The 26,749-nt window shown below is 34.1% G+C and carries 23 protein-coding genes and 3 pseudogenes; 6 read left to right on the top strand and 20 right to left on the bottom strand.

The window, feature by feature from the left end:
* Positions 1–400: 400 nt before the first annotated feature.
* The gene (locus D1868_RS07070) at positions 401–817 is read left to right on the top strand and encodes a HEPN domain-containing protein (protein WP_156006879.1); all 417 of its coding nucleotides are present in this window, start codon (positions 401–403) and stop codon (positions 815–817) included.
* The gene (locus D1868_RS07065; RefSeq protein ID WP_156006877.1) at positions 801–1,130 is read left to right on the top strand and encodes a nucleotidyltransferase domain-containing protein; all 330 of its coding nucleotides are present in this window, start codon (positions 801–803) and stop codon (positions 1,128–1,130) included. Before D1868_RS07070 ends, D1868_RS07065 begins: the two co-directional genes overlap by 17 nt.
* 270 nt (positions 1,131–1,400) lie before the next feature.
* On the opposite strand, the gene D1868_RS07060 is transcribed toward D1868_RS07065, so the two are convergent.
* From D1868_RS07060 to D1868_RS07010, 11 genes and pseudogenes are all read right to left on the bottom strand, one after another.
* Entirely contained in the window at positions 1,401–2,138 is a 738-nt protein-coding gene (locus tag D1868_RS07060; protein ID WP_156006875.1) for a DUF973 family protein, read from the bottom strand.
* Positions 2,139–2,146: 8 nt separating this feature from the next.
* The gene (locus D1868_RS07055) at positions 2,147–2,416 is read right to left on the bottom strand and encodes a hypothetical protein (protein WP_156006873.1); all 270 of its coding nucleotides are present in this window, start codon (positions 2,414–2,416) and stop codon (positions 2,147–2,149) included.
* Positions 2,417–2,999: 583 nt separating this feature from the next.
* Positions 3,000–4,820, bottom strand: a complete 1,821-nt coding sequence (locus tag D1868_RS07050; RefSeq protein ID WP_156006871.1) for an AMP-binding protein — start codon at positions 4,818–4,820, stop codon at positions 3,000–3,002.
* Positions 4,817–5,236 (bottom strand): Zn-ribbon domain-containing OB-fold protein, encoded by a 420-nt coding sequence (locus D1868_RS07045; protein WP_196770224.1) that lies wholly within the window; start codon positions 5,234–5,236, stop codon positions 4,817–4,819. Before D1868_RS07045 ends, D1868_RS07050 begins: the two co-directional genes overlap by 4 nt.
* Positions 5,237–5,728, bottom strand: coding sequence for a Zn-ribbon domain-containing OB-fold protein (locus D1868_RS07040; protein WP_156007982.1), 492 nt, complete (start codon positions 5,726–5,728; stop codon positions 5,237–5,239).
* Between the two features lie 25 nt (positions 5,729–5,753).
* Complete coding sequence (locus tag D1868_RS07035) at positions 5,754–6,908, bottom strand: thiolase domain-containing protein (RefSeq protein ID WP_156006869.1); 1,155 nt, start codon at positions 6,906–6,908, stop codon at positions 5,754–5,756.
* Positions 6,905–7,890: pseudogene (locus D1868_RS07030) on the bottom strand (thiolase C-terminal domain-containing protein). The gene D1868_RS07035 and the pseudogene D1868_RS07030 overlap by 4 nt, the downstream one beginning before the upstream one ends.
* A gap of 645 nt (positions 7,891–8,535) precedes the next feature.
* Positions 8,536–9,999, bottom strand: coding sequence for a sugar porter family MFS transporter (locus tag D1868_RS07025; RefSeq protein WP_156006867.1), 1,464 nt, complete (start codon positions 9,997–9,999; stop codon positions 8,536–8,538).
* A 333-nt stretch (positions 10,000–10,332) separates the two neighbouring features.
* Positions 10,333–11,613 (bottom strand): MFS transporter, encoded by a 1,281-nt coding sequence (locus tag D1868_RS07020; protein WP_156006865.1) that lies wholly within the window; start codon positions 11,611–11,613, stop codon positions 10,333–10,335.
* A gap of 82 nt (positions 11,614–11,695) precedes the next feature.
* On the bottom strand, positions 11,696–13,057 hold the full coding sequence (locus tag D1868_RS07015) for an MFS transporter (RefSeq protein ID WP_231112328.1): 1,362 nt from the start codon (positions 13,055–13,057) through the stop codon (positions 11,696–11,698).
* 133 nt (positions 13,058–13,190) lie between these two features.
* Positions 13,191–13,739, bottom strand: a complete 549-nt coding sequence (locus D1868_RS07010; RefSeq protein WP_196770223.1) for a hypothetical protein — start codon at positions 13,737–13,739, stop codon at positions 13,191–13,193.
* Between the two features lie 163 nt (positions 13,740–13,902).
* On the opposite strand from D1868_RS07010, the pseudogene D1868_RS11345 reads away from it, so the two are divergent.
* Positions 13,903–14,073, top strand: a pseudogene (locus tag D1868_RS11345) (hypothetical protein); the annotation flags it as partial.
* Positions 14,074–14,158: 85 nt separating this feature from the next.
* On the opposite strand, the gene D1868_RS11240 reads toward D1868_RS11345, so the two are convergent.
* From D1868_RS11240 to D1868_RS07000, 3 genes and pseudogenes are all read right to left on the bottom strand, one after another.
* Positions 14,159–14,302 carry an SDR family oxidoreductase gene (locus tag D1868_RS11240; RefSeq protein WP_269194900.1) on the bottom strand — a complete coding sequence of 48 codons (144 nt, stop codon included), beginning with the start codon at positions 14,300–14,302 and terminating at the stop codon, positions 14,159–14,161.
* Entirely contained in the window at positions 14,280–14,498 is a 219-nt protein-coding gene (locus tag D1868_RS11235) for an SDR family NAD(P)-dependent oxidoreductase (RefSeq protein WP_269194899.1), read from the bottom strand. Before D1868_RS11235 ends, D1868_RS11240 begins: the two co-directional genes overlap by 23 nt.
* Positions 14,499–14,515: 17 nt before the next feature.
* Positions 14,516–14,778 (bottom strand): annotated as a pseudogene (locus tag D1868_RS07000) (hypothetical protein); the annotation flags it as partial.
* Here D1868_RS07000 and D1868_RS11230 point away from each other — a divergent pair.
* Entirely contained in the window at positions 14,758–14,919 is a 162-nt protein-coding gene (locus D1868_RS11230; protein WP_269194916.1) for an MFS transporter, read from the top strand. The pseudogene D1868_RS07000 and the gene D1868_RS11230 sit on opposite strands and share 21 nt — an antisense overlap.
* Positions 14,920–15,601: 682 nt before the next feature.
* Here the strand turns inward: D1868_RS11230 and D1868_RS06990 are convergent.
* From D1868_RS06990 to D1868_RS06980, 3 genes are all read right to left on the bottom strand, one after another.
* Positions 15,602–16,987 carry an ABC transporter permease subunit gene (locus D1868_RS06990; protein WP_156006863.1) on the bottom strand — a complete coding sequence of 462 codons (1,386 nt, stop codon included), beginning with the start codon at positions 16,985–16,987 and terminating at the stop codon, positions 15,602–15,604.
* A complete protein-coding gene (locus D1868_RS06985; RefSeq protein ID WP_196770222.1) occupies positions 16,968–17,882 on the bottom strand; it encodes an ABC transporter ATP-binding protein in 915 nt (304 codons plus the stop codon). The genes D1868_RS06990 and D1868_RS06985 overlap by 20 nt, the downstream gene beginning before the upstream one ends.
* 291 nt (positions 17,883–18,173) lie before the next feature.
* Entirely contained in the window at positions 18,174–18,494 is a 321-nt protein-coding gene (locus tag D1868_RS06980) for a hypothetical protein (RefSeq protein WP_156006859.1), read from the bottom strand.
* A gap of 380 nt (positions 18,495–18,874) precedes the next feature.
* Here D1868_RS06980 and D1868_RS06975 point away from each other — a divergent pair, with 380 nt between their 5' ends.
* Both D1868_RS06975 and D1868_RS06965 read left to right on the top strand, forming a co-directional pair.
* On the top strand, positions 18,875–19,612 hold the full coding sequence (locus tag D1868_RS06975) for a DUF973 family protein (RefSeq protein ID WP_196770221.1): 738 nt from the start codon (positions 18,875–18,877) through the stop codon (positions 19,610–19,612).
* 1,116 nt (positions 19,613–20,728) lie between these two features.
* A complete protein-coding gene (locus tag D1868_RS06965) occupies positions 20,729–21,835 on the top strand; it encodes an MFS transporter (RefSeq protein ID WP_156006855.1) in 1,107 nt (368 codons plus the stop codon).
* A 360-nt stretch (positions 21,836–22,195) separates the two neighbouring features.
* Here the strand turns inward: D1868_RS06965 and D1868_RS06960 are convergent, their stop codons facing one another.
* The 3 genes from D1868_RS06960 to D1868_RS06950 all read right to left on the bottom strand — a co-directional run bounded on the left by D1868_RS06960 (position 22,196) and on the right by D1868_RS06950 (position 26,659).
* Positions 22,196–23,662, bottom strand: a complete 1,467-nt coding sequence (locus tag D1868_RS06960; RefSeq protein WP_156006853.1) for a hypothetical protein — start codon at positions 23,660–23,662, stop codon at positions 22,196–22,198.
* Between the two features lie 911 nt (positions 23,663–24,573).
* The gene (locus D1868_RS06955; protein WP_156006851.1) at positions 24,574–25,554 is read right to left on the bottom strand and encodes a hypothetical protein; all 981 of its coding nucleotides are present in this window, start codon (positions 25,552–25,554) and stop codon (positions 24,574–24,576) included.
* Between the two features lie 376 nt (positions 25,555–25,930).
* On the bottom strand, positions 25,931–26,659 hold the full coding sequence (locus D1868_RS06950) for an FkbM family methyltransferase (RefSeq protein WP_156006849.1): 729 nt from the start codon (positions 26,657–26,659) through the stop codon (positions 25,931–25,933).
* Positions 26,660–26,749: the final 90 nt, after the last annotated feature.

The raw sequence follows: 26,749 nt of genomic DNA, 5'->3' as shown, positions 1-26,749 counted from the left end.
TAATGCGTCAAGATACTTTTTATACGCTTTAATTACAAACTCTGCTCTCGTATAAGTCTCTTGTCTCTTCGTATCTCCTCAATTTCAGATTGGCTAACTGTCATATATAATCGATTAGCTAAGAGGAATTGATACTTTTAGGAGTTCATTCTTACATCATTTTCAAAAATTTTATCTACAAATTTTTGTTCATGAATTTTGAAATTAAGTTCTTTTTCAATGTAAAACGATTCTTCCAAAGCTTATTCTCACTAACCCTTTGACTTGTCAGAGAATATTATTGTTAATCGTCATTGACAGTTTGTTTATTAAGAACCCTTATCAGGTTTAATAATAAACACGTTGTCTTGTCAAATCAACCAGACTAAGATTTTTAATAGGAGAAAGTAAACTATACGTCATGAGTGGTAATTACGTTAGGATACTTAAGGAGAGAGCTTTGAACGCATTGGAATTGGCTAAGATTTCGAAAGACGTAAATTGGAGCTTATTTCTTTCCGAACAAGCAGCACAACTGTACATTAAAGCGATTTATTACGAACTATTTGGAGAGAAAATAAGGGGACAAATAAGAGGTTTGTTAGGGCAACTAATAACAGAGCTTGATAATCATCATTTTGAAAAAGAGTCCAAGAAGATAAAAGACTTTGTTACTCAAAACAGGGAGAAGCTAATTATTTTAGAAGAAAGTTATACTGAAAGTAGATATGGAGAAGAAGATTTATACGAACCTAATTTGGCTGCAGATATTATCAAGCTAGTCTCAGAACTAATCCAACTCCTTGAGGAGTTGAGTAAAAATGTCAAGTTGGGTTAAGAGAAAATTCCAACACTTAAGAAAATGGAGGGAATACGCTGAAGCTATAGCAAAGGCTTCCAAGGACCTCGACCCTAGGTCAAGAGTATTTGTCTTTGGCGGTGTAGCGGAAGATAGAGTTACTGTGTTAAGTGATATTGATATATTAATAGTTACAGATGTTAAAGATAAGAGAAGCTTTAAAAGGGCAGTATTGTTAAGAGCCTTCGATATTTACGGTCTACCTTTCGATGCACCAGTCGAAATTCACGTAACTGATTTAGAAGGGTTCAAAGAATACTCAAAATATTCTAAGGTTATAGAAATAGCGTAAATTAAGAAGTGTGTAACAGTATAGGAGAGTAAGGAACTTTAACTTAAAGACGTGATTCTATACTACTTACCCATGCTTATCTTATAAATACAAGCAGTCTCGTTTTTAAAATCTATTAGAAAAGTCATTCAAATAAGATGTGAATATTCTCTTACAATATATTTAGTTTTTCCATGTTTGGAAAGAGTATACTATATAAAATGAAGGAATATCTTGGCATTATCGAAATTTTATAAACTTTAAAAATTTGAAAGATTTCTCGTCATGAAATTATGGTTTATATGAAACAGTGGTTTCGATAGTTTTACCGTCTCCTAAGGTGAGTTTTATTGTGTATGTAGCATTTGGTGTTAATCCAGTTATTGTCCCAAAGTGTATTGTAACGTCATTATTTCCAGGGGATAGGAGGTTTGGAATTATAAATGAGCTTACTATTGACTTTCCTACAATTTCTGCCGAAACTATCTTAGTTGGTGAGGGGGTGTAAATTACTATGTGAGCCTCACCATAAGCATTCAAACTACCTACACCTATTTGATGAATGCTTGATTGTACAGACTGTTGTGTAATCGTCGTAGTCACAAATCCACTCTTCAATTTACTAATTACATTACCTAAACCCATATACGCTAAAATGAAACCTATGATAGAAGTTACTACGCTTGTTACTAGAATACCACCTTTTTTGAGTAGACCTTCATTGTAAGCTTGACCAATCCCATATAATTCTATGCCTAAAATCATTTCTCCTATAATTAAAAATAGGAAAGCTAGTAAGAAGTAGAGTAGTGAATGCGGATGATAGGTGTCGAATACTACTGCTATAGCTAAGACTATTACTAAGCCAAGGTCGCCTCCCACTCCTCCAAAAAAGAAGTTAAGACCCCAATAGAATGAGTCATTAATTTTACCAGTCTTCTCTAAGACTTCTATTTCGTCTTTGTCTAAACTTTCTAATTCATCTTCAACTCTTTTTTCTATATTATATTTTTCTAGATAAATTTTCATACGACGTTCTAATGTTTTTCTTTCGACATAATGACCGAATATTCCATATGAATAAAAAAGAGTATGAGTGCTATTATACTTAGCATGAAAGCTGTAAATAGCATAAGACCTCCAACTTCTCCAGATATTTTGTATATGTATGCTTTAAAAATTAAAAAATCTCCTGCAATGATTAGTGGTAACAATACTGTTAGGTAGAGTAATCCTTTTCTAATTTTTTCTAATCCTTTTATTTCTAATTCTTGTGCTTCATTAGGAGAATTTGGAGCAAAGCCCATAAGTAATTGAAATATTTCTAAGTTAAAAACTTTTTGAGCATTTTTATAGAATGGAATATAGTTTCATTAAATAACTTTACGGAGACTCGGATGTTATATCTAGAAGATTTGATAGGACATAATCATTAAAAACACTTCTTTGCTTGAATGCGTTTTTAAAATCTAAACTGTATTAAAAAAGGTAACTAAGAATCTAAATGTAATAAAACATTTTCAAGTATTGACGATATATTTGGGAACATTAAAGGAAAAAGGTAGGTAACTGTAAAACCTATTTTAAGTGTTTTGGAGGAAGTAAACGAGTAGATGAATTCCTAGGAAGGGAAAATCTGGGAATTTTACACTCAATTATGTATGAGCAAGAGAATCATCAGGATCATGTTTGGGAATTATTTGTCTCTCTAAGTCCTAGCGAAATCCTCAATTGTTAAAGGCTAACTAAAGACCTATTATATAAAGTTCTTAACATGAGTAGAAAGCCAGTAAGAGAAGCACTAAGAATGTTATTGCCTGAAGTAATAAAAAAGCCCTTACAATTAGGTTACTTTCCTTTTCATATAAATGAAAGTTTAGAATATAAAAATTAGATATTCTGAACAGTCTTTTTTATTTCTTCTATTGATGAGGGATTTTCTAAGGAAGATATATCTCCTAAATTCTTTCCTAAAATTATAGCTCTTATTAACCTTCTCATAATTTTTGCATTCCTGGTCTTAGGTAATTCCTTGACTATTTTAATTTCAGAAGGAGCAATTGCCTTACCTAACATTTTTTGAGTATATTCTAGAATTTTATTTTCATCATTATTTTTAGAAACTACGAAACAAATTATCTTTTCACCTTTCAAAGGATCAGGAACTCCAACACAAGCAGACTCAATAACACCAGGATAAGAATTAATAACTGCCTCTACTTCAGCTGGACCTACTCTCTTACCTGCAACTTTTATTGTATCATCGCTCCTTCCTACAATATAATAGTACCCTTCTTCGTCATAATAAGCTAAATCTCCGTGTACCCACACATCTTTCCACCTTGACCAATAAGTTTCAATATATCTTTCATTATTCTTCCAAAATCCTCTTGTCATTCCAGGCCATACGCTTAAGACTACTAATTCTCCTACAATATTGGGATTTGCTCTCTTACCTTCCTCGTCAAATACATCTGCTTTTATACCTGGACAAGAACCGTTAAATGATGAAGGTCTTATCTCTTTAATGACATAATTTCCTAAAATTCCTCCTGAAATTTCTGTTCCTCCAGAGTAATTAATTATAGGTGAATCTGTAACTTTTAATGACCATTTCCAGCTTTCTACATCTATGGGTTCACCAGTGATTCCCACTATTCTTAAATTAAGTTTATATATCTCAGATTCTGCTCTTAATGCCCTTATTAGACTTGGAGACAATCCTAGAATATTTACTTTCAATTCATCAACAAATCTAGATAAAGTATTTTGATCTGGATAACCTTCAAACAGTGCTATTTTATTCTTTAATAGCATTCCACCAAATAAAAACCAAGGTCCCATCATCCACCCCATATCAGAAATCCAAGATATTGTCTCTCCTTCTTTCGAATCAAAATTAAAGAAGAGGTCTGCAGCAGCCTTAAGAGGAAATCCGTCGTGTGTATGTACACATCCCTTAGGTTTACCCGTAGTGCCAGAAGTGTAAATGATCATAATAGGATCTTCTGTAGAAGTGTCCTCAACGTAATCTCCAGGAGTTTTAAGAACCTCACTAAAATCCAGGTAATCCTTTTCCTCTCTTCCGTGTCCTCGCTTTACTATTACTTTTTCTATTTGAATATCCTTTATGTTCTGAAGCATATCTATTTCTTTTCCTTTCCTTATTGTAATGTCAGAGGCAAAGATTAGCTTAGCGTTACTATCGTCAATTCTTGTCTTAATTGGTTCCTTACCAAATCCAGAGAAAAGAGGAACCACTATCATACCAGCCCTTATTATTCCGAGAAATATTGGAACAATTTCAGGAATCATAGGCATGTAAACTGCTACTCTATCTCCTTTCTTTAATCCTATTTTGTGAAGCCAACTGCTTACTGCCTTAGTTTGATTTAAAACTTGAGAGTAAGTTAATTCTTTCTTTTCTCCTTTTTCATTCATATACTTAACAAAAATTTCGCTACTTTCTTTCAATTGATTCCCTACATTTAATCCTCCACCTACAAACCATTTAGGCCATTGTTTTCCTTCAGATAAGTCAAGAACTTTAGCATATTTTCTATGAAAATTAAAAATCTTATTAGCAAAATACTCCCAAAATTCTGGTGTAGTGGAATATTCCAAAAAAGAATTAAAATCTAAAGATTTTTGAGTCATAAAATTATAAACATTACTTTCCTCAATCCATTCCTTGCTCGGTTTCCAACTCATTTTACCTTCACCCTTAATGGTATATTATATTCAAGTATTTCAACTTCCTTGCCAATTTCAGGGACTCCTTCAACATAAGCAAGAATTCCTCCCTCTACACCTTCAAAGGATATGAAACCTACAGTTATAGGAGTCTCTAACTTCTTACCGTCATTATCGTAATAGATTACAGTGAAAGAGTCTATAATCGGCTTACCCTTAATTTCCTCTAATTTTAGTAGCCCAAAGCAATACTCGCAGAACATTTTAGGAGGGACAAATACCCTACCGCATTTTTCACATCTTCCTCCTAAAATTTTCTTATCCTTCAGTGCCTTAAAGAACTCTTCTCCATTCTTTCCCGCAGTATATACATACTCATATACTTCCATTTCACCTTTTACTTGAATTGATTTCGCACTTTTATCCCATGCCATTCAAATCACCTTGAAACATTCTATGTCATCAATGTCTCCTTTTCTTTCACTTCTCCAGACTGCTTTCACTCTCTTACCTATTATAGACATATTCCTTACTTCATCGTATGAACAACATATCCTATGAAACACTCCAGGGAAGACGTAATCGTTTTCTTTGGACGGGAATAGCCTAATTGTACCTACAATCCCAGGCTCCTCAAGCCTTTCCCTAGTCCACGAAATGAAGCTAGCTACTGCAGTCTCTACAATCCCCTCATCCTTAACTTCTACCCATTCATCTGTAGGCTTAAAGCAGTCTTCACAATACATTTTTGGAGGAACGTAAACTCTACCGCATTTATTACATTTTCTCCCTATTATTTTACCCTCCTTTAATCCCTCCAAATATCTAGATATGGATTGACCGGCAGAATATTCGTATTTAGCGTAAGGTTTATAGCTTATAGTTATGGGTTCTTTTAACTCCTCCTTTTTTAGAGGAGTTTCCAATTCTTTTCTCTCCATCCAACTCACCTCAATTCCTCATAACTATAACTGTTGCGGCTTGCATCAAATCGCCCCAAGCTTGTGCAACACCAGTATGAACTGGTTTCTTAACTTGCATTTTACCTGCAGTTCCTTTTAATTGCCAATAAATGCTTATGGTCTTCATTAAACCTGCAGCTGCTATAGGATTTCCAACTCCCAAGAGTCCTCCAGAAGGGCTTGAAGGAATATCTCCATCAATGTCAAATACTCCCTCCTTAAGTAACTTAGGAGCCTCTCCTTTTTTAGCTATCATTAAACCTTCCAAATGATGAAGTTCCTTATAATCAAAGGGATCATAGGGTTCTACTACGTCTATCTCCTTGTCAGGTCTTTCAATCTTAGCCATCTTGTAAGCCATCCTGGCTGCATTCTCTAAATACCTTGGATAAGCTAATTCTCTCCCTGGCCAAGATGTGTTATCTAAAGTCCATCCCACTCCTTCAATCCATACGGGGGTATCAGTATATCTTCTTACAATGTCTTCAGTAGCTAATACCATAGCCGCCGCACCGTCGCTCACAGGGCTCACGTCTAACCTGTTGACAGGCCAAACTAAGACTTCGCTGTTCAAGACGTCGTCTACCGTGATGTTAGCTGCTGCCTGAGCGTAGGGGTTATTCATTGCGTTTCTCTTATTCTTGACCGATACGAGTGCTATATCCTCTTTCTTTATACCATATTTTGCCATATACCTATGCATTTCCATAGCGAATATCCAGATAAGGTTAGGATTGAGTGGCTTTTCAGTTATAGGATCCCAAATATATTTAAATACAGATTGAGGATGAGGTCTAGCGGGACTCATTTTTTCTTCAGCTATTGCTAAAACTTTTTCACAAAGACCGCTAGCTACATGGTACCACGCAGAAATTGCTGTCATAACACCAGTAGCTCCACCTACGTAAACTCTACTAGTCATTTTTCTCTCTCCTCCAGCTTTAGCCAAATATTCTCCCTTCATATGAATACCGTCAAAAGCGTCTGGAGCACTCCCTATTACTACACAATCAATATCCTTCAACTCCAGACCTGCTTCATCCAATGCCCTACTTGCTGCAATATATGCTAATTCTTGTGGAGTCTCAAGCATCCTTCTCCTAAACAACGTTAATCCAGCTCCTATTATTCCAACCTTTCTCATTTTCTCACCACCAATACTGCGCCAGTGTAGGTGGGATTCCCCTCCAACTAGCTACTATAGCACTTTCATGTCCTTCTTTAATAAAATCTATGGCATCTAAAAGTAAAGAAAGTCCTGAAGCCTCTAAAGGAACACCTTTAGCTAAATGTCCTCCATAAGGATTAACCTCAATGTTTTGGTCTCTCAGAAATTCTTTAGAACTTATACCTAAAGCCTCTAGGTGTTGAAGTTCCTTATAACTATACCTATCGTCCACGAATATTCCATCTACTTTAGAAGGTTTTACGTTAGCCATCTTATAAGCTTGCTTTGCTGCTATAGACAAATACTCAGCTTCACCGAGTTTTTCTGCAGTAGCAAAGGACATTCCTTCTATCCATATAGGATCATATTTTCTAGCTATTTCCTCTGAAGCTAGAATAAAAACAATACTAGCGTCAACATATTTAGCTATATCCATACGTGATAAGGGATAAACTACGAAATCCTGAGATAATACGTCATCTACACTTACTTTAGAAGCAAAAGAAGATCTAGGAGTCTTAAATCCAGAACTAAGGTTTCTTGATACTACTTCTGCTAAATCTTTCCTTTTTATTCCATACTTTTTCATGAACTTTGTAGCATCGAGTCCGGCAAGGAAATGAACGTTAATTCCTAACCTAGAAAAAAGAGGATCCATTGCAAACTCAATAATTTTATCGATTCTCTCAATATCACTAGGTTTAGCATGGGCCTCAACTACAGTAACATTAGAAACTCCAGATAAAATCTGCATTGCACCGTGGATAATTCCTTGAAGTCCATCTCCTGCTACCGTCATAGTAGGTCTCATTGCACCTCCTATTGGATCTGGAGCAAACTCGTCAGCTATTGATATTCCTTCCAAAAAATCTTCTTGACATGAAACGAAAGTATCTACGTCCTTTCTTGGATCTATTCCTGCATTTTCGTATGCCCTACTTGCTGCTTCAAAAACCATTTCCCTAAAAGACAAGTCCTTTATTTGCGGACGAAAGCCATACCAACCTGCTCCAATTATTCCTACTTTTTTCAACTTAGTCACAAGAGTTTATATATCTTCAAAAATATAAATGATTTCATAAATTTCATTACCAGAAAAGGTTTAAAAACTGCTATTAATTTCTATTCTCTAGAAGGATTCGAAGAAAGAAGTTATTATATCAAAATAGATGTTGGACAAGGTAAGGTAATATGCAAATCAAAAGAACGTTTGGCTGAAGGATCAGAAGTAGGTATAGAGGGTGAAAATTGTAAACCTCTCTAGGTTTGTTATAAATGCAGAACATGGAGCCACGTATAATGCAGATATGGATGTTATTTTTAAGAACTCAATATTTATAAGTTTTTGAAGTACAAGGGTTAAGTTATTTGTAAATTATTTGAAATATACTTCAATAATCAATAATCTGATCTTAACGAGTACTTTTTCATATTAAATCGTCATATTTTATGTACTGAGGAAGAAATAACTTTTAACTTATTGAATAATATAATTATCCAATTAAATCTATTATACTGTATAAGTTACTTAATCTAGTTGAAGATTTTTCCACGTGCTTAGACCAAAGTTTGTATTTGAAATATATTTAAAAAACTATATAGATTATGAAACAGATTTTTCTTTCTTCTCTTCTTTCATTACAATTTCTCTTCCTTTCCTTAATTGTGATACAGGTGTTTCTCCAAACATTTTGACTACTTGCTCCAATGACAATCCTTTAGTTTCTGGGAGTAAGAAGTATACTATTACTAATGCTATAGCGTCTAGTGCAGCAAATACGAACATTGATCCAGCTAGTCCTATTGATGATAACATTATAGGAAAGACTTCTATTAAAGCGAAGTTTGATAACCAATCTATTAGTGCTATTATTGCAGCCATTCTACCTCTAACTGCAGTCTTAAAATATTCTGCTTGAATAAGCCATCCAGTACCTCCTACGCCGTAGGCAAAGAATATTATAAATCCTGCAAAAGCTATCAGAGCACCTATTAATACGCCTTTCATTACTAATATTCCTCCCAGTAGATCGAAGACTAACATTCCAGCATAAGCAGAAATCCCTAGATTTCTTCTACCTATCTTATCAATATATTTGAAAGCGATATATGTAGCTGCAGTATTTATTATGGCTAATATAGATGCGGCTAATACTGAATCTATTTCACTGTAGACTGGATTTGAAGTACTTCTAAATAAATGTAGGTCGAGTATTATTGTAGGACCATAATAGAAGGGAACATTTATTCCTGTTATCTGTTGGAAGACAATCCATAAACCTACTACAAGTAGTGCTCTCTTAGTTGCAGTATCAAACTTAGCTGAAGCTTCTTCTTTAACTTCTTGAATAGCTTTCTGAAGTAGTGTATTGTTAACCTCTAATCCAAATTTTCTTAAATCTCTCTTTAATCTATCTATTTGTCCAGACAATAATAACCATCTTGGAGATTCAGGCATCATAAATCTAAATATTAAACCTATCATTGCTGGAATAGCCGCTAAACCTAACATTAATCTCCAATCTACTGTATATGCTAAAGATGGAGCTAATATTAAAATCGCTGATCCTACCAAGTAAGATCCTAAAATACCAATTGTTATCATCCATTGTTGCATTATTCCGAGCGAACCTCTTCTATCTCTTGGTGCATATTCTGTTATGTAGGCAGTAGCTACAGCAGAATCTGCACCTATAGCGATACCAATTATAGTTCTCATTATTAGAAGCATTGCTCCGTTTACAGTAAGTGCTGCGAGAATTGCCGCAGCAGTGTAAATTGCTGCGTCTGTAATTAATAACGATTTTCTACCATATCTATCAGTATAAAAATAAGCTATAATAGCACCTATGGCTGCGCCTAATGATGCACTCGCTATTTCGTATCCGTAAACAAATCCAGTAAAATGATATGGGACAAAAACTGATGCAGTAGCTATAACTGCTGTATCGTAACCAAATAGAAAACCTCCTATTGCAGCTAAGATCGTTATTATCCAATAGAATCTAGTTACTTTTCTAGTATCTAGTTGATCTAGAATTTGTTGTAATGCAGATTGGGAGGACATTAAACATCATAAAATATTATGTAATTCATATTTTTTAAACCTTTTCCTACGATATAAGCTTGTAAAAGCATTATTATACTCACTAGGTTACTGTATAGGATATAGAATGAAAGATATAAATGTTATTACAAATATAATTATATAGAATGTTTACATCTAGATGTCAGATATTTTATTTCCGATAACGAGATAGATCTCATTAAAAAACAAAATATATTAACTTTTTATTTTTAATTTATTTAATTAAAACAGAAATTATTAAGAAAGGTAACAATCGGCTAACCAAAATAGAAAAATTAAGTCTTAATATTAAAGTAAATAAAGAGGAATAAGTCATGTCATGGTTCTTACATCTTTCTTTATTAGCAGAACTACAATTCCTGCAACGAAAGCGAAAGCTGCCATAGTATAAATCCCTGGTAGAAAAGAGTTAGTATAGGCCTTTAAAACTCCTACTATTATCGGTCCAGCTATTCCTCCTAGATTTCCTACAGCATTTATAAGTCCTATTGACGCTGCAGCAGATTCACCTTTTAAGAATTTTGTAGGTATTGCCCAGAATGGCGATAGGAAACTGTATATGCCTATTGCAGCTATAACGAAAAATACGAAGGATAATACAGCCGAGATTCTTAGAGCTGCAGCACTTGCAGCCAATCCAATACCAGCTATTAAAAATACGTAAAAAGTAACCCATTTATGTGTTTGTTTTTTATCAGCATACCTAGCTATAAATATTAGACTTATGGAAGCTATGAGGTAAGGTATAGCACTAAGGAAGCTTGATAAGGCTGCTGAGAGTCCAGAAAAGCTTGAAATTATTGAAGGAAGCCATATAGTATAACCATACAGGCTAGTGACTCCAAGAAAATACACAATAGCTAGTTTTATCACGTCTGGATCTGCCAAGGCTCTGGTCCATTTAGTGTGAACATTTGGTGAAGTTTCTATTTCCGAAAGTAGAAGATTTTTCTCCTCTGTTGTTAACCACTTTGCATCTTTAGGGAAGTCAGTCATTAGGGCGAGAATAAATATTACCGCCACTATAGCTAAGCCTCCCTCATAAAAGAATAAGTATCTCCATCCTGGATAATTACCATAAACTGAGAATATTGCTCCTGCTATTAATCCTCCTATAATTCCAGAAATAGGTATTGCGGCATTAAATAAGCTATTTGCGGTAGCTCTCTCTTTTCTGGTGAACCATAAACTTAAGTAAAATATTACGCCAGCATAAAATGGGGCCTCGGCAATTCCTAATAAAAATCTTAGTATGTACACTTCAGTAACTGAAGTAGATAATCCTATTAAAACAGTAATAATACCCCAGGATAGGAAAGCTAGAGCAAAAACTTTTCTAACTCCTATTCTACTAATAAGTAAATTCGAGAATATTTGTGGAATAAAGTATCCTATGAAGAATAGTGAAGAAGCCAATGATGCAGCTACAGTGGCTGCAGCAGAACTCAGCCCTAGATCTTTAAACATTCCAGCGTCTATTGCATAAGAAATATTTACTCTATCTAGAAAATTAATCAGATATAACACCAGAACAAAGAGTATAATGTGCGTTACCCTCTTTTTCCATAGTGTGTTCCATATTGAGGAGCTCATAAGTAGAATATGTTTGAAGTATTAAAAACATTTAATTTTTTAAAAAAGGAATATGACTTTTATTTTTCTATTTTGGTTTAGATTACTCTGAAAGACGTGTTCCAAGTGTTTCTGGTCCTAAATATTGTCCTATACCAACAATTACCGCGCCTATCATGAGAAGTACTGCAGTAGAGAACCAAACATTAGTAGGAGTATCTATGGACTTGAATAGATATTCGTGCATTAAAGGTACATATATGCTGAACCATCCACCAAGAAATATTCCTGAAGAATATCCGAAACCAAGTCCAGAAGACCTCATTGAAGCTTTAAATCTTTCAGAAAGATAAATTGGTATCATTCCCCAAGGTCCTTGTGCTATTATTCCTATAATTATTACTGCAATTGTTGCTATTGCTACATTGCCTATACTAGCACCATACATTAGCATATAATACATAGGGATAGAAACTATAAAGGTTATCACAGCCCATATTAATGCTAGTCTTCTTCGTCCAACTATTTGAGTTAATGTACCGAAAAGCACCGCGCCAAAAAATGCTGCCACTGTACCGATGGTATAAATATGGTTAGCTGTACTTAGTGAAAATACAGAAGGTTTATGTTCTAGTATTGTAGGTACGAATGCAAATAGGGAGTAAGAGTAGAAGAACAGCCCAGTCATAAAAAGCATTACTTGGAAGAAATCTCTTCTGTAAGGTTTTCTAAAGAGATCAAGGAAAGGACTTTTCCTTATTTTATTTTGTGCCTTTAGGTCAGAGAAAATTGGAGTCTCCTTCATGGATAGTCTTATTGCTAGGGCTATAACTGCTGGAATTAACGTTGTAAGAAAGAGATATCTCCATGCATAAGTTTCAAGACCTTTCACCCCAAAAGTTGAGATAAAGAGGGACAAGACGGCAGCTGTTAACATACTACCAAATGAGAATCCTCCCTGAACCAGTCCACTTATGAAACCTCTCCATTTATACGGAGTCCATTCCATTGCAAAAGGATGTCCAGCAGCGTATTCTCCTCCAGCAAATATTCCTACTCCTATTCTTATTATAACAAATAGGATGTAAGACAATATTCCTACTTGAGCATAAGTCGGTAATGCTGCAGTTAGTGCACTAGTAATTCCTAGACCTAGTACGGTTATAATTAGATCAGTCCTTCTACCTAGTTTGTCTCCTAAATGCCCAAAGATAGCAGATCCTAGAGGTCTAAATATTATAGTCAAGGAATAGGCGAATATGACATTAAATGTAGCTAATAAAGAAGATGAGGGTGGAAAAAGTACAACGGCTAAAACTGGAGCTATGGTCAATATCATTGTTAGATCATACGCATCAAGAAGAAACCCTAAAAACTGCGATATTATAGCCTTTACAGTATCCCTACTAAAGGACGAAGGTCCGTCACTTTCTAAATGTTTGCCCATCTCCTCTTTTTTAGCCATATTTATCATGACTTTTTTAATTTACTATTTAATAAACCTTACGTGTATCATATATTTAAATAAATTATAAAGTATATATATCGAACATAATAAGGATAAGGGTATGAAAAGGAAAATAAAAACCAAGTATGACTTAATACTTAATTAAATATATCTTATTCTGAAATACTTCTGGGACTACTAATACTGGCAATAATAGCACTAAAGGAGTTACAGCAGTAGAGTTTTTAGAAGTGACGGACTTAGAGGGATCTGATGATTTAACCCATGGAGGATAATAGTTACCGAATGGATGTCCAGGCCATCCCATATAACCTAATCCTAATTTAGCTGCTTGTAACCATTCTTGTTCCTCCTCATGCATTGAGGAAACTAATGTAGAATTCCATGCTGATAATCCTGCAGGACCTACTTCCTGAAGAGTTAACAATCCACTTATCATTTGTTCAAATACGTTGTCGAAAAGTCCACCGTCAGATAGTTGATAAACAAAATCCTGGGGATTTGATGAATCATTAATTAACTGTTCATAATCGTACCATTGCGCTGGAGTATTGTACCAGTCCGTTGCATTTTTATAGTAAGTTACTGCTTTCCATTTAGTCCAAACCTCTTGTCCTGCATAAGAAGACCAGAAATGAGCAAGCTGAATTCCTTCTTGCTCCTGAGGACCTACTGGCACACCTATTGAGTCTATAACTAATGCATAATAATGTTCAGTTCCTGGAAATGGGGCTTCTATAAGGGTTACGTTAGGATTATTAATATATTGAGGTAATGATGGATATGCAGTAGTGTTAAGAAAGTCATATGCGTAGTTAGTAAAGTAAAGGTTTACAGTATATCAAGGAGGTACGTTTAGAATAACTGTAACCCCATTAAATAATAGCCTTGAAATAGTGTCATATACTGATCATCCTCTTAAAGCCGGCGACGAAGTTTTAGTGTATTATAGGAGAGGTTCGGTAAAGATCTTTAATAAAGTTACTAAAGCTATGATAACTTCTCGGGAATAGATGCTTAAAATGTAAGTAATAAATGATTTGATAAGTAAGTTTAATTTACAGATATCTTGATTAATTTTTAATAAAAATCTTAGATTTATCTAGCTGGACTGCTTATAGGTATTAACGAAATTAATCCTCCGTCAATCACAATACAAGTACCGTTTATAAACGAAGCTAAGTCTGAGAGAAGAAAAGCTGTTAAGTATCCTATTTCTTCAGGATTTCCTACTCTTTTCATAGGATAAACTTATCCCCATTCTCTTCAACATGTTCTTTTCCAACCTCCTTTTCTGCCGCCATTCTAACAATGGTGTTCCTGGATATATTGCTACACATCTGATTTGAGGAGCGTAGCCTACTGCTATACTTCTAGTCAGTCCTAACAACGCATGCTTACTTGTAGCATATGCTGCTACTCTTTTCTGTACAACCAAACTCTGTATTGATGCTGGCTAAACTTCCAAAGTGATCATCCAGGTGGATAGTAACTCTCCTCGCAGACGGTCTCTCAGTGTGAGCCATACCTCTCTTCTTCATCTTCTCGAAACTACGTAGTCTATCGCTTGCATCCTTACAAGCGGTGTAGATGTAGTGCGAATTCAAGCCCTTATGCCTTTCCCTCTCAGTCTTATAAATTCCAGCTTTAATCCTAGTGAAGGAGGTAGTCTTGTTTGTAAATCCGTAATTTAGTGCATCCTCCAGAATCTCTCTGTATTAACCGCATCATTCTGGGCCAGATACATACTTTCTTTTTCAGCTAATTGGAGACTTATGCTCGGCCTTGGAGTAATTCCAGCAGTAATCTTAGTAGCCTTAAGAGCATTCTTACCTGAAAGTCCCAAATGTAATAACTAGATGAGTTATTAAGTGAGTTAAAGAGAATATTCTCATGTAGTTATCTTATTCGAGATAGACATAAGATTATTAGAAATATGTAGAGTTTCTTGAGCAAATTTTTGTGCCAAGGATTTAAGAGATTTGTGTAGAGATACAATTGAACCTTATATTCCTTTCACAATCACTTCTGAGTCTAAGAAATCTTAAGCCAAGAAAGTAATGTGAAGAATCATAAGGACCTCCTCCAGTATTATTAGCTGGAAAGGTACTATAATCATTCCAAAGTGAAAAGCGTAAGTTATCTTATTAAGATAGTCGTTTCATGTCCGCCGTGAATTGTCGATGCCTCTGTAAAGAAAGTTACTGGTTTACCATAGAGATCTCCATAAAGGCCAATAGTGTCAAGAAATGTTTTCATTCCTCAAGCCATACCTTATTGACGAACCTATAACTAAACCGTCGCCTATAATAAATTTACTTCTTGAATGTCCTTAGTATTATTAAGCGGTACATGAAATTTTTCTATTAAGTCTGGATACAGAGTTTACCTAAACTTTTTCCTAGTTTCTACACCTTCTTCAGCTTTCTTTACAATTTCTTTAGCTAACTCGACTATGGACCAATAGAACAGAACCATAAGCGAAAAAGTTCTAACACAATTTAAAAGTTAATTCACCTACTAAGTGTATATCACAAAAAATTAAATATTTGTCTTATTAAACTTTATTAAACCTATTATAAACGGAACAACTATCCATGCTATAGACGATAATATTACTAAGGGTAAATGGATTGAGCTTACTGTCGATGTTATTCCATATTGAACTTCTAAGTAATAGGTACCGAACGCTTCTGCTCCAAGAGGATTTAAGTAGTAAATTTCATTGAGTATGTTACTTAGTTCACTCATATGTCCAGTTATATAGGCTATTATCTCAGCAATAGTACTTAATCCTATTTGAAAGAATAAGAAGAGAAATATCGAAATTCCCAACGCTATACCTCCTGATCTTATAAAAGATGGTAACATATATACTAATGAGAAGAATCCAATAAAAGCTCCAGAAGTTGAAACAAACAGTATTATTGGAACATCTATAGGTAATAAAACTCCTGATGATGATAGCAGAATTGAAAGAGTGGCGTAAATTAGGAAAGAGAGCAAGAAAGAAGATAGTATAGCTGTTAGAACTCCTCCTAGATATCTGTTAATGTAAAATTCTTTTCTGGTTATAGGTCTAGCTAGTATGAACTTCAATGCTCCAGAATCTCTCGGTTTTGCGAATAGAATATAGGCTAAATACAGCATTACAGCAGGGAAAATAAAAGAAAAACTGCTAATTTCCACCATCATTGTGCTTACTAACGTTGGTATTATGTAACCGTCTGGGGAATACTCTTCCACTGTTTGAAATGCAAAAGAACTTGGGGATCTAACTTGAACTACTAAATATTTTATTGAATGAGGAGTTTGAAGATGATAAAAGTTAATGTAGTTAGTAACATTTCCAACATATTTAAAAGAAATGTTAGTTATATTGAAACTGGAAGAATTTTCTAAGTCTAAGAAACTAACGTAAACTTTCTGATTATTTGGATTATCTGCGGCTAAAATAAGTGTACCTTTTCCATTATTATTAACGATAACAAAAACGTAATTACTCTTCTGAACATAACCTACAGATGATAAGTATCTTGAACCATTTACAAATACTGGAAGTGGAAGAAACTCAATTTTCTGATTATTATAACTCACGGTAATAGGTTTAAAATAGAAGTTAGGTAAATTAAGTTCGAAGAATCCGGAAGCATTAGTAGTATAAGACGTTCCATTTACGTTAATTTGAGCATTGCTTATAGGAATTCCATGATTATTAAATATATAGCCTATGACTTTAACTCCATTACCTTTTTGTATACTTACGCCTATTACGTTAAGATTGTAAAAATAGTAAGGATGAGGTGAAAAGACTTTAGCATAAATTACGTAAGATACTGCTATACCTATTGTAGCAGATATTACTATAAAAAGTATAACAGATAATCTAAGGAAACTTCTCTTAAAATCATAAAATACTGGTCTCATTTTGCTCACCTATTAACCTAAAGAACACTTCCTCCAGGTTACCTTTTACTTTACCCATCTCTATTATATCATAATTTGATAAATCAGCACACAATCCTGAAATATTTCCATCAAAATTCTCTATAAAAATTGTATTTCCTTGAATTCTTGGATTACCGTATTTTTCTACTATCTTAATTACGTCCTTATCAATCCTCCCTAAAACTACTCTGAAAGTGTTAGTCTTAATGAAATTTCTAATTTCCCTCATTGGCATTTGCCTTATTATTCTTCCTTTATGTATAAAAACAACTCTATCTGCTATATTTTCTACTTCAGAAAGGATGTGGGAAGAGAAGAGTACAGCTTTATTTTTTCTTTTCAATTTCACAGCAAGATCTCTAAAGAACATTATCCCTTCGGGATCGAGTCCATTAAGAACTTCATCAAATAGGAAATTATTTGGATCTGAAATTAAGGACACAGCTAAGGCGAATCTCTTTTTCATACCTTGAGAGTAATTTTTTAACTTGTCCTTCTCCCTTCCTTGCAAACCAACTAAGGAAAACAGTTCCTCTGCTTTCTTTTTAGCTTCTTCTTTATCTATACCATAATATCCTGCAAGATAAATAAAATAATCGAGAGCTCTCACATCCTGTTCAAATATAGGTAATTCTGGAACCCAGCCCACGTTTTTTGCTGCTTCCTTCTTTTCTTTTACAATACTATATCCATCAATGATGACGTCTCCTCTAGTAGGATATGAAACACCTGCAATTATTTCAATAGTTGTTGTTTTACCAGCACCATTTAGCCCTACATATCCTACTACTTCTCCATTATATACAGTAAACCTAACGTCTTGCAAAGCAGTAAAATTACCATATTTCTTCCATATATATAAAACCTCAATCATCACCATTGAATTGGATTTTAGTATTTAAATTTTCTCATTAGCTGTTCAGTTTCTGAACAGTAACATTAACAATTAATTATAGAAAATAATTAATCATTGCCATTTAGCAACCACATAGTTTAAAATATTTTAAAATATATTCTTTCTATGAATAAATTTTTCAATTTCATTATTAACGTATACTGTCCTATTTTCTTTCCCTAATACCTTCCCTACTCTTGATATATAAATTCCGCAAGCTCTTAAACCACACTCTCAGTATTATTAAGATCAAGATTTTTTTGCTTATTATTACGTTTGTATCGACGAGAATCTTCTCTCCCTCGATCTCTTAACTACCTCCTTCATTTCTTCTACTGTAGGCTCACCTAAAAGTTCTAATAATTTCTCTATATTTCCTTTTAAGAATTCTTCCTTCTTCTCCTCAATTTCCTTAGCTTTAATCTCGTCATTAAGCAAAAGTATACCGTCAAATATTTTTACCACGTAAAAATTCCTTCCAGCGTATTTATTACCGAGATAAATTCTTCCTTTACTGTCCGCTTTTCTTATTTCCATGACTACAGATTTAAGGAAACCCATAAATAATTCTTTCCCACTCTCACTTCTCACAAGAGGAAATTATGAAGATTATAAAAATACTTAGAAATGCCCAGTGAGTAATTAAAATCTAAACGTTTTACATGTATAATAAATAGAAATACGTACAGTACTTCGTAAAGATGTGAAGGATGGGCGGAAGCTAACATGCTCATTGCATACTCATAATAAATGCCTCCTATTATAAGTAGTATAAGACCAATTTTTACTAATGATTTCATATTCATAGTTTTGATATGAGAAAAAACTTTTCTTATTATTTGTCTAGAAACATTATTAACGAACTACCAGTTTATTTTCTTAGTATAAAATTCGTCCTGCAACGAACTAGTCTAGCAAAGTTCATAAAAGTTTATGGAAAAGTATATAAAAATGCATTGAAGAATAGATATATGGGTTATAATAGTCAAAACGTTCCAAATAATCCTAATAATTTTCAAAAAGATAGAGAAGCACTAAATAAAATAAGATTATACGCTATTCTTGGGATTATAGCAATTACAGTTACTTTAGTTGAAACTATAGTTATAGTTGCCATAATTCCAACCTTAGCCTCATCTACGGGAGTTTCAATCCCAATTAAGATATTTGCAGCGTTAGAACCCTATATTGACGTTCTAATTGGATTCACTATAATACCTTTAATAATTAATATTATAGCTATACTGCAGTTGAGAAAAGGATATGGAATATTGAAGACTCTTTCTCCGGATTTTAATTCTCCATTCACAGGAACTACATTGGCATTAATTGGTACGGTTTTGCTTATACCCGGTATAATAGCTGTGACGGCAACTATAGTTTCCATAATTCCTCTTATTGAAAAACATGTACACACTATTAGTTCAGGGATTTTGTTATCACTTGGATTAGAATTAATAGTGATAATTATAGCAGGAATAATGGCTTTTATAGGAGAAATTTTGTATTCAATTGTAGGCAACTTTAAATTAAGTAAAAGGTATGGGGAAGAAGGATTCAAAAATGCTGCATACCTTTTCATAATAGCTATAGTATTATTATTAATATTTGCCTTATTCCAGTTCAGAGGAATTATATATGCAATATTTCAGATTATAGGACTAATATTAATTTATACCTCAGCAGGAAAAGTACTAAAAAGAATATAAAATAGATTTGTGTTTTTTAATCTCAAATTTATTTCTTCTTAATATAAATTTTTCTTATTCTCGTGGTATGTTAGTTCTAGAGAAATTGAAAGTTGAAACAAGCCTCATTTTCAGTTACGGATTTATCGAACGAGTTTTTTAATCAAGATACTGTCGTCAATAAAATAAAGCCTAAGCCTAAGTTAATTCCTTCATTAGTTGATTTATAAAGACGTTAAGCATAAGGCATGGGAAATTCTTCAGACGCTGATAGAAGAAGGACAAGAATCTTTTAATTCGTCTCCTTTGCGAGGAAGTAGATATAGAGTATGGATTTTGTATAGAAATGAATATAATAGACGTAATGACATTAAAAACAATAAACAATGTCTTTTCCAAATGCTAACTACAGATAACGTTGATGCTAGAGTCTTAACATGGTATTCCACATTGCCTCAAGTACTTCCTAAAAGGAAGTCTCGCGAATGCTTAAATATTGTAGAGATCTTCTTAGATGGAAACTGTAATGAATTTTGATTACTTTGATAGATATTTCCAAGACCAAGATAGTATTGTACCTAATAATTACAAACACCCCTATCCCAACCAGTTAAATCTTCATCACTTGAGGTACTACTCCTATTTCCTAGCTAGAGAAGGCTGTTTTATTATATCATAAGCATTACCTTCAGTAGAACTGTTGTAAGCATTTGTATTTTTCCAGCTCCGTTAGGGCCTAGAAATCCGAAAAATTTGTGATCAATATCAGAAAATTTCCAAATTTTTTAGTTAAATTTATTGCTTTAATTTCACTCATTTTATCTAACCTGTTCTTTGCCTTGATTATCCTTATACTGTAGTAAATTATCCTTCCCATGTCTTCAAACAAGTTTTCTAACTCCAGTTTCAACGCTACCCTTATATCTCGGTGGAAGAAAATCGCTTATATCCTCAATGCTTGGAATGACTTTTTAATCAGTATGAGTAAATTTTTCCTCTAGATCCACAGCTGCCATAATGGAAGACTTTTTACCTTTAGAAAAGACTTTAAGAGTGACGAGATGACTAGTTTCTATAATTTAACGAAATAGTAGATATTCCACATCGTTTAAAATCTAGTTTTCACTTTTTTAACCTGTGAAGAAATTACTTTTGGGAGGCTTACTTTTAACAGTTTCCCAGTGGTATGCCTTCTTTCTCATATCTCAAATTTCATTATTCATCTTTCCAGTTGTATTCGGTGTAATAATCTTCATCTTGGGTTTTATAGGAAGAGGAATGGGAAGTATAATTTTTGGGTATGTTGGGGATAAAGTCAGTAGAAAAACTGTATTGTACCTAACTGCGTTAATATTGGTAATTTCGTCAATCTTGATGATAGTGGTGTACAACTATTATACTGTAGTTGTGTTTAGGTTTCTACAAGGTCTAAGTTTAGGTGGAGAATGGGGAGGGGCTAGTACAATAATAGTTGAGGCGTATAGTACTTCGAAGTTTAGGGGATTTATGGCAAGCATAATTCAATTAGCAGTCCCAATATCAGTAATTTTGTCATCATTTTCAATATTTCTTCTTTCCGTTTTCTCATACTTAGGAGGATGGAGATTTTCATTAATAATCGCCATAATAATTTCTTTAATTTCATTTTATTTGATTAAGGACGCAACAGACATAAAAGTAGAAGGTAAATCAAAACTACCACTTCTTGACGCTCTCAAGAACGATTGGAGAAATATTCTTAAAGCGATAGGAATAAAAATTAGTGAAAGTGCAAACTTTTATATCTTCACATCTTACGTGTTTGTAAAATCTACTTTGACCAACATTATATCCGTGATTGTTATAGTTTCAATTTCATTACAATTGTTATTAATGCCAATATTCGGCTATTTAAGCGATATAATAGGACGACGTATGGTAATATTAGCTGGAACAATTTTAATGATTGTGGGAGCATTCCTTTTTCCGTTAAATCTCATATTAGGTGAATTAACGCTTTCAGTATCTGATGCAGCTTTATACGCTCCACAATCCTCATTATTTACTGAATTGTTTGACAAAAAATATCGCATTACGGCAGCAAACTTTTCCTACCAGTTAGCAAGTATAATAGGTGGATCAATCGCCCCAACTATTTTGAGAATAACCAATTATCAAGTACTAATAGTAGTTTTGCCTTATGCCGTTACGACTCTAATATGTCTAGCTTTAGTTAGTGAAACAAAAGGTAAGAGAATTATATAATGGATGGATGGACAGATTAATTCTCTAACTAATATAAAACTTAAATTTTCTGAATATTTCTATCACGCTTTAGATTAAAATTGATGGGTAGAAAATGACATTAGTCTTTTCTAATTCTTCCTAGTACCTTCTCAGCCTTAGTCATCTCACTTTCAATTAGAAAACTGGATACCCAGCCTGCTGTTCTAAAGTCCAATTTAAGACAGTTGAAGATGAGGCAAAGGATTCAGCCATTCATAAGTGAAATCTTATTACTTAAGCTGGAGTCATTGCCTTAAGTAGTTGTATTGCAATATGACCTTGGAGACTATATGCAGTAAGTCCATCTGCTAAAGAAGCCATAACTACATTTTGTGATGATTATATTAACTTGAGTATGTAGAGTAAAGAAAAGGCTAGGCTAATTTCATATATTAATCCAATAAAGTATACTTTTCTTCCTATCAAATACCCAGAGATTACTACTAGCAAGGAAAGCAATACTCTTGTTAAATCCAGAGAGAAGATTATTGCCACGGGTGGAATGTAAGAGAATATTCTAGGTATTCTAAAGTTTTGCATTAAATAAGCTAATGATGCAGACAATGCAACTAACGAATAAACTAAGCTAGTGTGGAATATTGCTATCATTAAAGTTACTGTTATTACAGCAATATTTACCTCGTCTTTTAGCCTGTATCCACTTAACGATATGAAAGGGTATCTAGATATAAATGATAACACAATTAAGAGAAGGAATTGTGAAAAATTCCTTTTGTAAGAAACATAAGAGAAGTAGATAGATGAAGTTAACAGGGCTAGGTATGCAAATGTATAATTATACTCAATAATACTTAGTATTGAAGACACTACGACAATCCCAATAATACCAGGTAGTATCAAGTTGTGACTAATTTTAACACGACGACTATTGAATGAAGATATTAGTACTGCTGATGAAATTATTGATGCAATAGTCGAATACAACAACACGTTGTAAATTCCAGAAAGTGTAAAATACACTGACAATAATAGTAATAAAATTGAAGAAATCATCAAACTTCTCTTTTCTATCCTATAGACAAGGAAAAGAAATAACAATAAGGGAGGAAAAATCACTGAGAACCAACTTAACCCTGCAGATATTAATGAAAAGGAAATAACACTCCTCCATCTTTTAAAAACGTAAGGTAGAATAATTGTTGGTATTAACCACAATCCATCTTTTACCCCTTCAATGAAAAACATGATTGCAGAAAGGACAATAGAGAAAGGAAAGAACATTCCAAATCCCAAAGAAAGAAGAATTGAAGGTATGGTGTAATGATAGAGTAATGGAAAGAGGACTGCACCCAGCGACAAATAATACTCCTTTTTTATAACTATCTTATCCTGAAGTACTGCAGATATTACTCCAAATACTAGATAGAAATAAGCTAGATTGGAATAAGGATACCCAAATGCCGAAATAATAAAAAGGAAAATTCCAGAAATTATTGTCCCTCTATAGTCTATACCGGCGAGAAGGATAGAAGTTAAGAAGAGGATAATGTAATCTTCAGTCCCAAAAGGCAAAAAGGCTACACTTAGTGAAAAGAGGATTGATGAAACCAATCTGTCATACTTGACTAGGATCAAAGGTAGAATCAAAGTCAAGAGAACAGCGTTCTCTCTCGTGTAGTCAAGGAAAAACGAAACGGTAAAAGTGAGGATTGATACAACTGGAAGAATTTTCCATTCCTTCTCTAACTTGAGAAAACCTAGCAATATTAATGCCAGAGGAATGAAATATTTAAATGGAAGTAAAGATGCTAAGAAGAGCGCTATTGCGAGTATTTCTCTCTTCACAGTCACTAAATATAACCAATGAAATTAAACCTTATCTAACGACATTGACAAGCTCTTTTGGAATACCGAACAAAATGTAATACAGACGCCAAACAGATTTATCTATTTGATAAGAAAACGTTATTGCTCAGCGTAAATATACGATTGTATTCACAGTTTCGTATACGGAGGAGCTGGGAATTAATATTTATTTTAGAGGAAGCAGTGAAGGAGAGGGAAGAGCTTAAAGATCTGACTTTGGAGCTAGATGTATACGAAGATGAATGGATAAGAGCTGTTAGAGAGAGCAAAGATGAAAGATAAGGAACTCTATTTAATGCCTCAGCTTTATATTCACTTGATTACATGGATAATGCGATTTCGTTAAAGTATTTATTAGATTATTTATCTCTGATGACTAAATAAAGAGAACAAGATGAAACGTCCTTTGACACCACTTACACATCTTCCTAAGGAGTACTCTCAACGCCAAATCTATTAAACTCTTATAGTAACGGTAATACTCTCTCTCACGCAATATCCCTCAAATTAACGTCAGTAATTTATTCTTCAATTACAACGTCATTAAAGAGATTGAAAAGTTTCATAGTTTCGTAGCCAACAAATAGATGTCTAAAATACGTCTCCTCAATGCCCAACTTCTATGTGAAGCGTGTCGGAAATAAACTGAACTTTCCTATACTACCCTCAAAGGCACTAGTTTTACTCCTCAAGTCTTCTACTCATCTTCTTTAATAACAACTGCCTATCACGTATTATACCTTCTTGCTAACTGACAGATCCCCCGATACGCTCATGTCTTGCAAACTACTCCTTTCCTAACGCAATAACTTTCTCCTCAATTAAGTACTGTTTGTCCTTACTTTTCAGCGGTAATGAAGAGACCTCACTTAGATAGCGCTCCCCCTTTATCAGCGTTTCCTCCTCTCAATTATCGAAGAAATAACAACTAAAAGTGCCGAAACGCCTAAAACAACATATTGAAGGATTGGGTACTCAGCGTGTATGTTAGCGTCTTTCTGAGCAGAAATTGTTATAACGTGAAATACGTGGGCTGAAGGAAAAGTTATGTTAACGATCATAGAAGGAGAAGATACAGTAAGTGTGACTGAACCTTCACCCAGGCTGTTTGTATACCCCGTAGCATATTCCTTATCATTAACGTAAACTACGTAAGGCTGATGAGGTAAAGTAACTGTTACATTACTAGCATAAAAATCACAAATTGTAACAACATCTAAATTATCCGTCATAACTCCTATATATGAAAAATTCCAAGGAACATATGTTTGATAATTTACAACGTATTTAGATCCATTTATGAATATACAGTTTACATAAATATCTCCATTAACGTTACTTAGTATTACCGTATAATTGAAGGGATAAGTAGTATTTATCCAAATTCCGTTTTGTGGACCAACTTTAGGTAGAGATGTTGATAGAAAGATCCATCCAGTGTCATTATGTACAACTAAATTTCCGGTAAACGTTAACAAGACTGATGTAAAGTTATTTTGTCGAAGATCGGAAATATGTGGATTAAAATTCCCACCGTATACTACTATTCCCGGATTCCAGTAAATCGGAGTGTTTACTTTACCTTTAAAAGTAATAGTTATTTCATTAGAGAAATTTTGAACATGAAAAACTGCAAATGCACCGCCAATTGGAATTCCTTCTAGTATTAATGGCGAAGTACTAATTTCCCTTGTACCCGGCGTAATGAAAGGAAATGCAGTACTATTTATTTCTTGCTGAATCAAGGCAAAATTTATAGAAATTTTACTACCTATAAAAGCTTCTTTAGGATATTGCACGAGAATTGAGGCAGCGGTAACTGAGGAGAGTAGGACTAGTGTTAGTGTGAATAGTGGTAATAATAATCTCACGAAAACATAAGCGATTAATTAATCTAATAAATTTTCTCGTTAGTTATTTTATAATCACCAGACCTTGTAATGAATTAGAAACAATTTACCGATAGATGAGGATTGTACACGGAAAGAGAGCTTATTAGAAACTTATTCTTGTTGCACTAACACTTAGAATCAATTAACTGAAATGCGCAGCTATAACTTTAACGTAAAAGACACCTTTGTATTAAGAATTCCCTATTACAATTAGCCAAGATTTCGAATAGACTTAGCAAAATGGACGAGCTGATTATAAGTAAGTACTAAAAAGAAAGAAAGTATAACTTACATATCCTGGGATAATAGTGAAGGGACCTGACTACGCGTAGTAAGTTTTTTTATTAGACTAACATCATAAACAACCTCTCCTACCGTAAATAATCTTATACTCCTCTCTGCTTAAAGCCGGTACGCTATACCTCCTTCTGAAGTAGTTCAAGACCACTTTAGTCCTAGCCTCAGCCTTTATAAACGAAAAGGGGTGGAGTAACACGTTCCTGACAGTGTTTCTAACCAAATCACCCCTAGTCATGAACCTGATCACAAAACCCCTCTCCCTCAACAACTTTGGTATGATCTCTATGTTCTCCCTACCGTGAAGTTCTACAGCTATTTGCTTAACGTGATCCAACCACTCCCCACTTTTCATCACCCTCCCCTCAGCCCCCTCAATGTCCATCTTCACAACTGAGAACTTACCTAAAGAGCTTACTGTAACACCATCCACCTCAATCCCATTTTCCCCAATCCTTGAGCCTGTCCCCTCATCGATGATTTTTAGTCTAACACCGTCAGTGTCGTATAAAGCCTTGTTGACCAAAACCACGTTCTTTAAATTATTTAACTCCACGTTTTCCTTCAACAGTTTGAAAGCCCACGGTAAAGGTTCAACAGCAACTACTTCCTTAGCCTTCCTAGCCACCTTTACTGTGAAGTCCCCTATAAATGCACCCGCATCCAGCACAGTATCCGTGTTCTTAACTTTCAAGAAGTCCCATTCACCGGCTATGAAAGTAGCGTAATAAACGTATTCGTAACCCTCAGGGACTTTCAACCTAGTCTTACCGTAAGTGAAAATCATGAAGACCTCTCTCCTTATATAAAATACTTATTTTCAATTAATAAGTAGTAGCAGGCTGTGTGCGGAAAGACTCACCACGTAAAATTCTCA

The sequence above is a fragment of the Stygiolobus azoricus genome, assembly GCF_009729035.1.
GTDB lineage: Archaea > Thermoproteota > Thermoprotei_A > Sulfolobales > Sulfolobaceae > Stygiolobus > Stygiolobus azoricus.
Note: the sequence above shows the minus strand (reverse complement) of the source record. Positions and strands in the feature narration are given on the sequence as shown.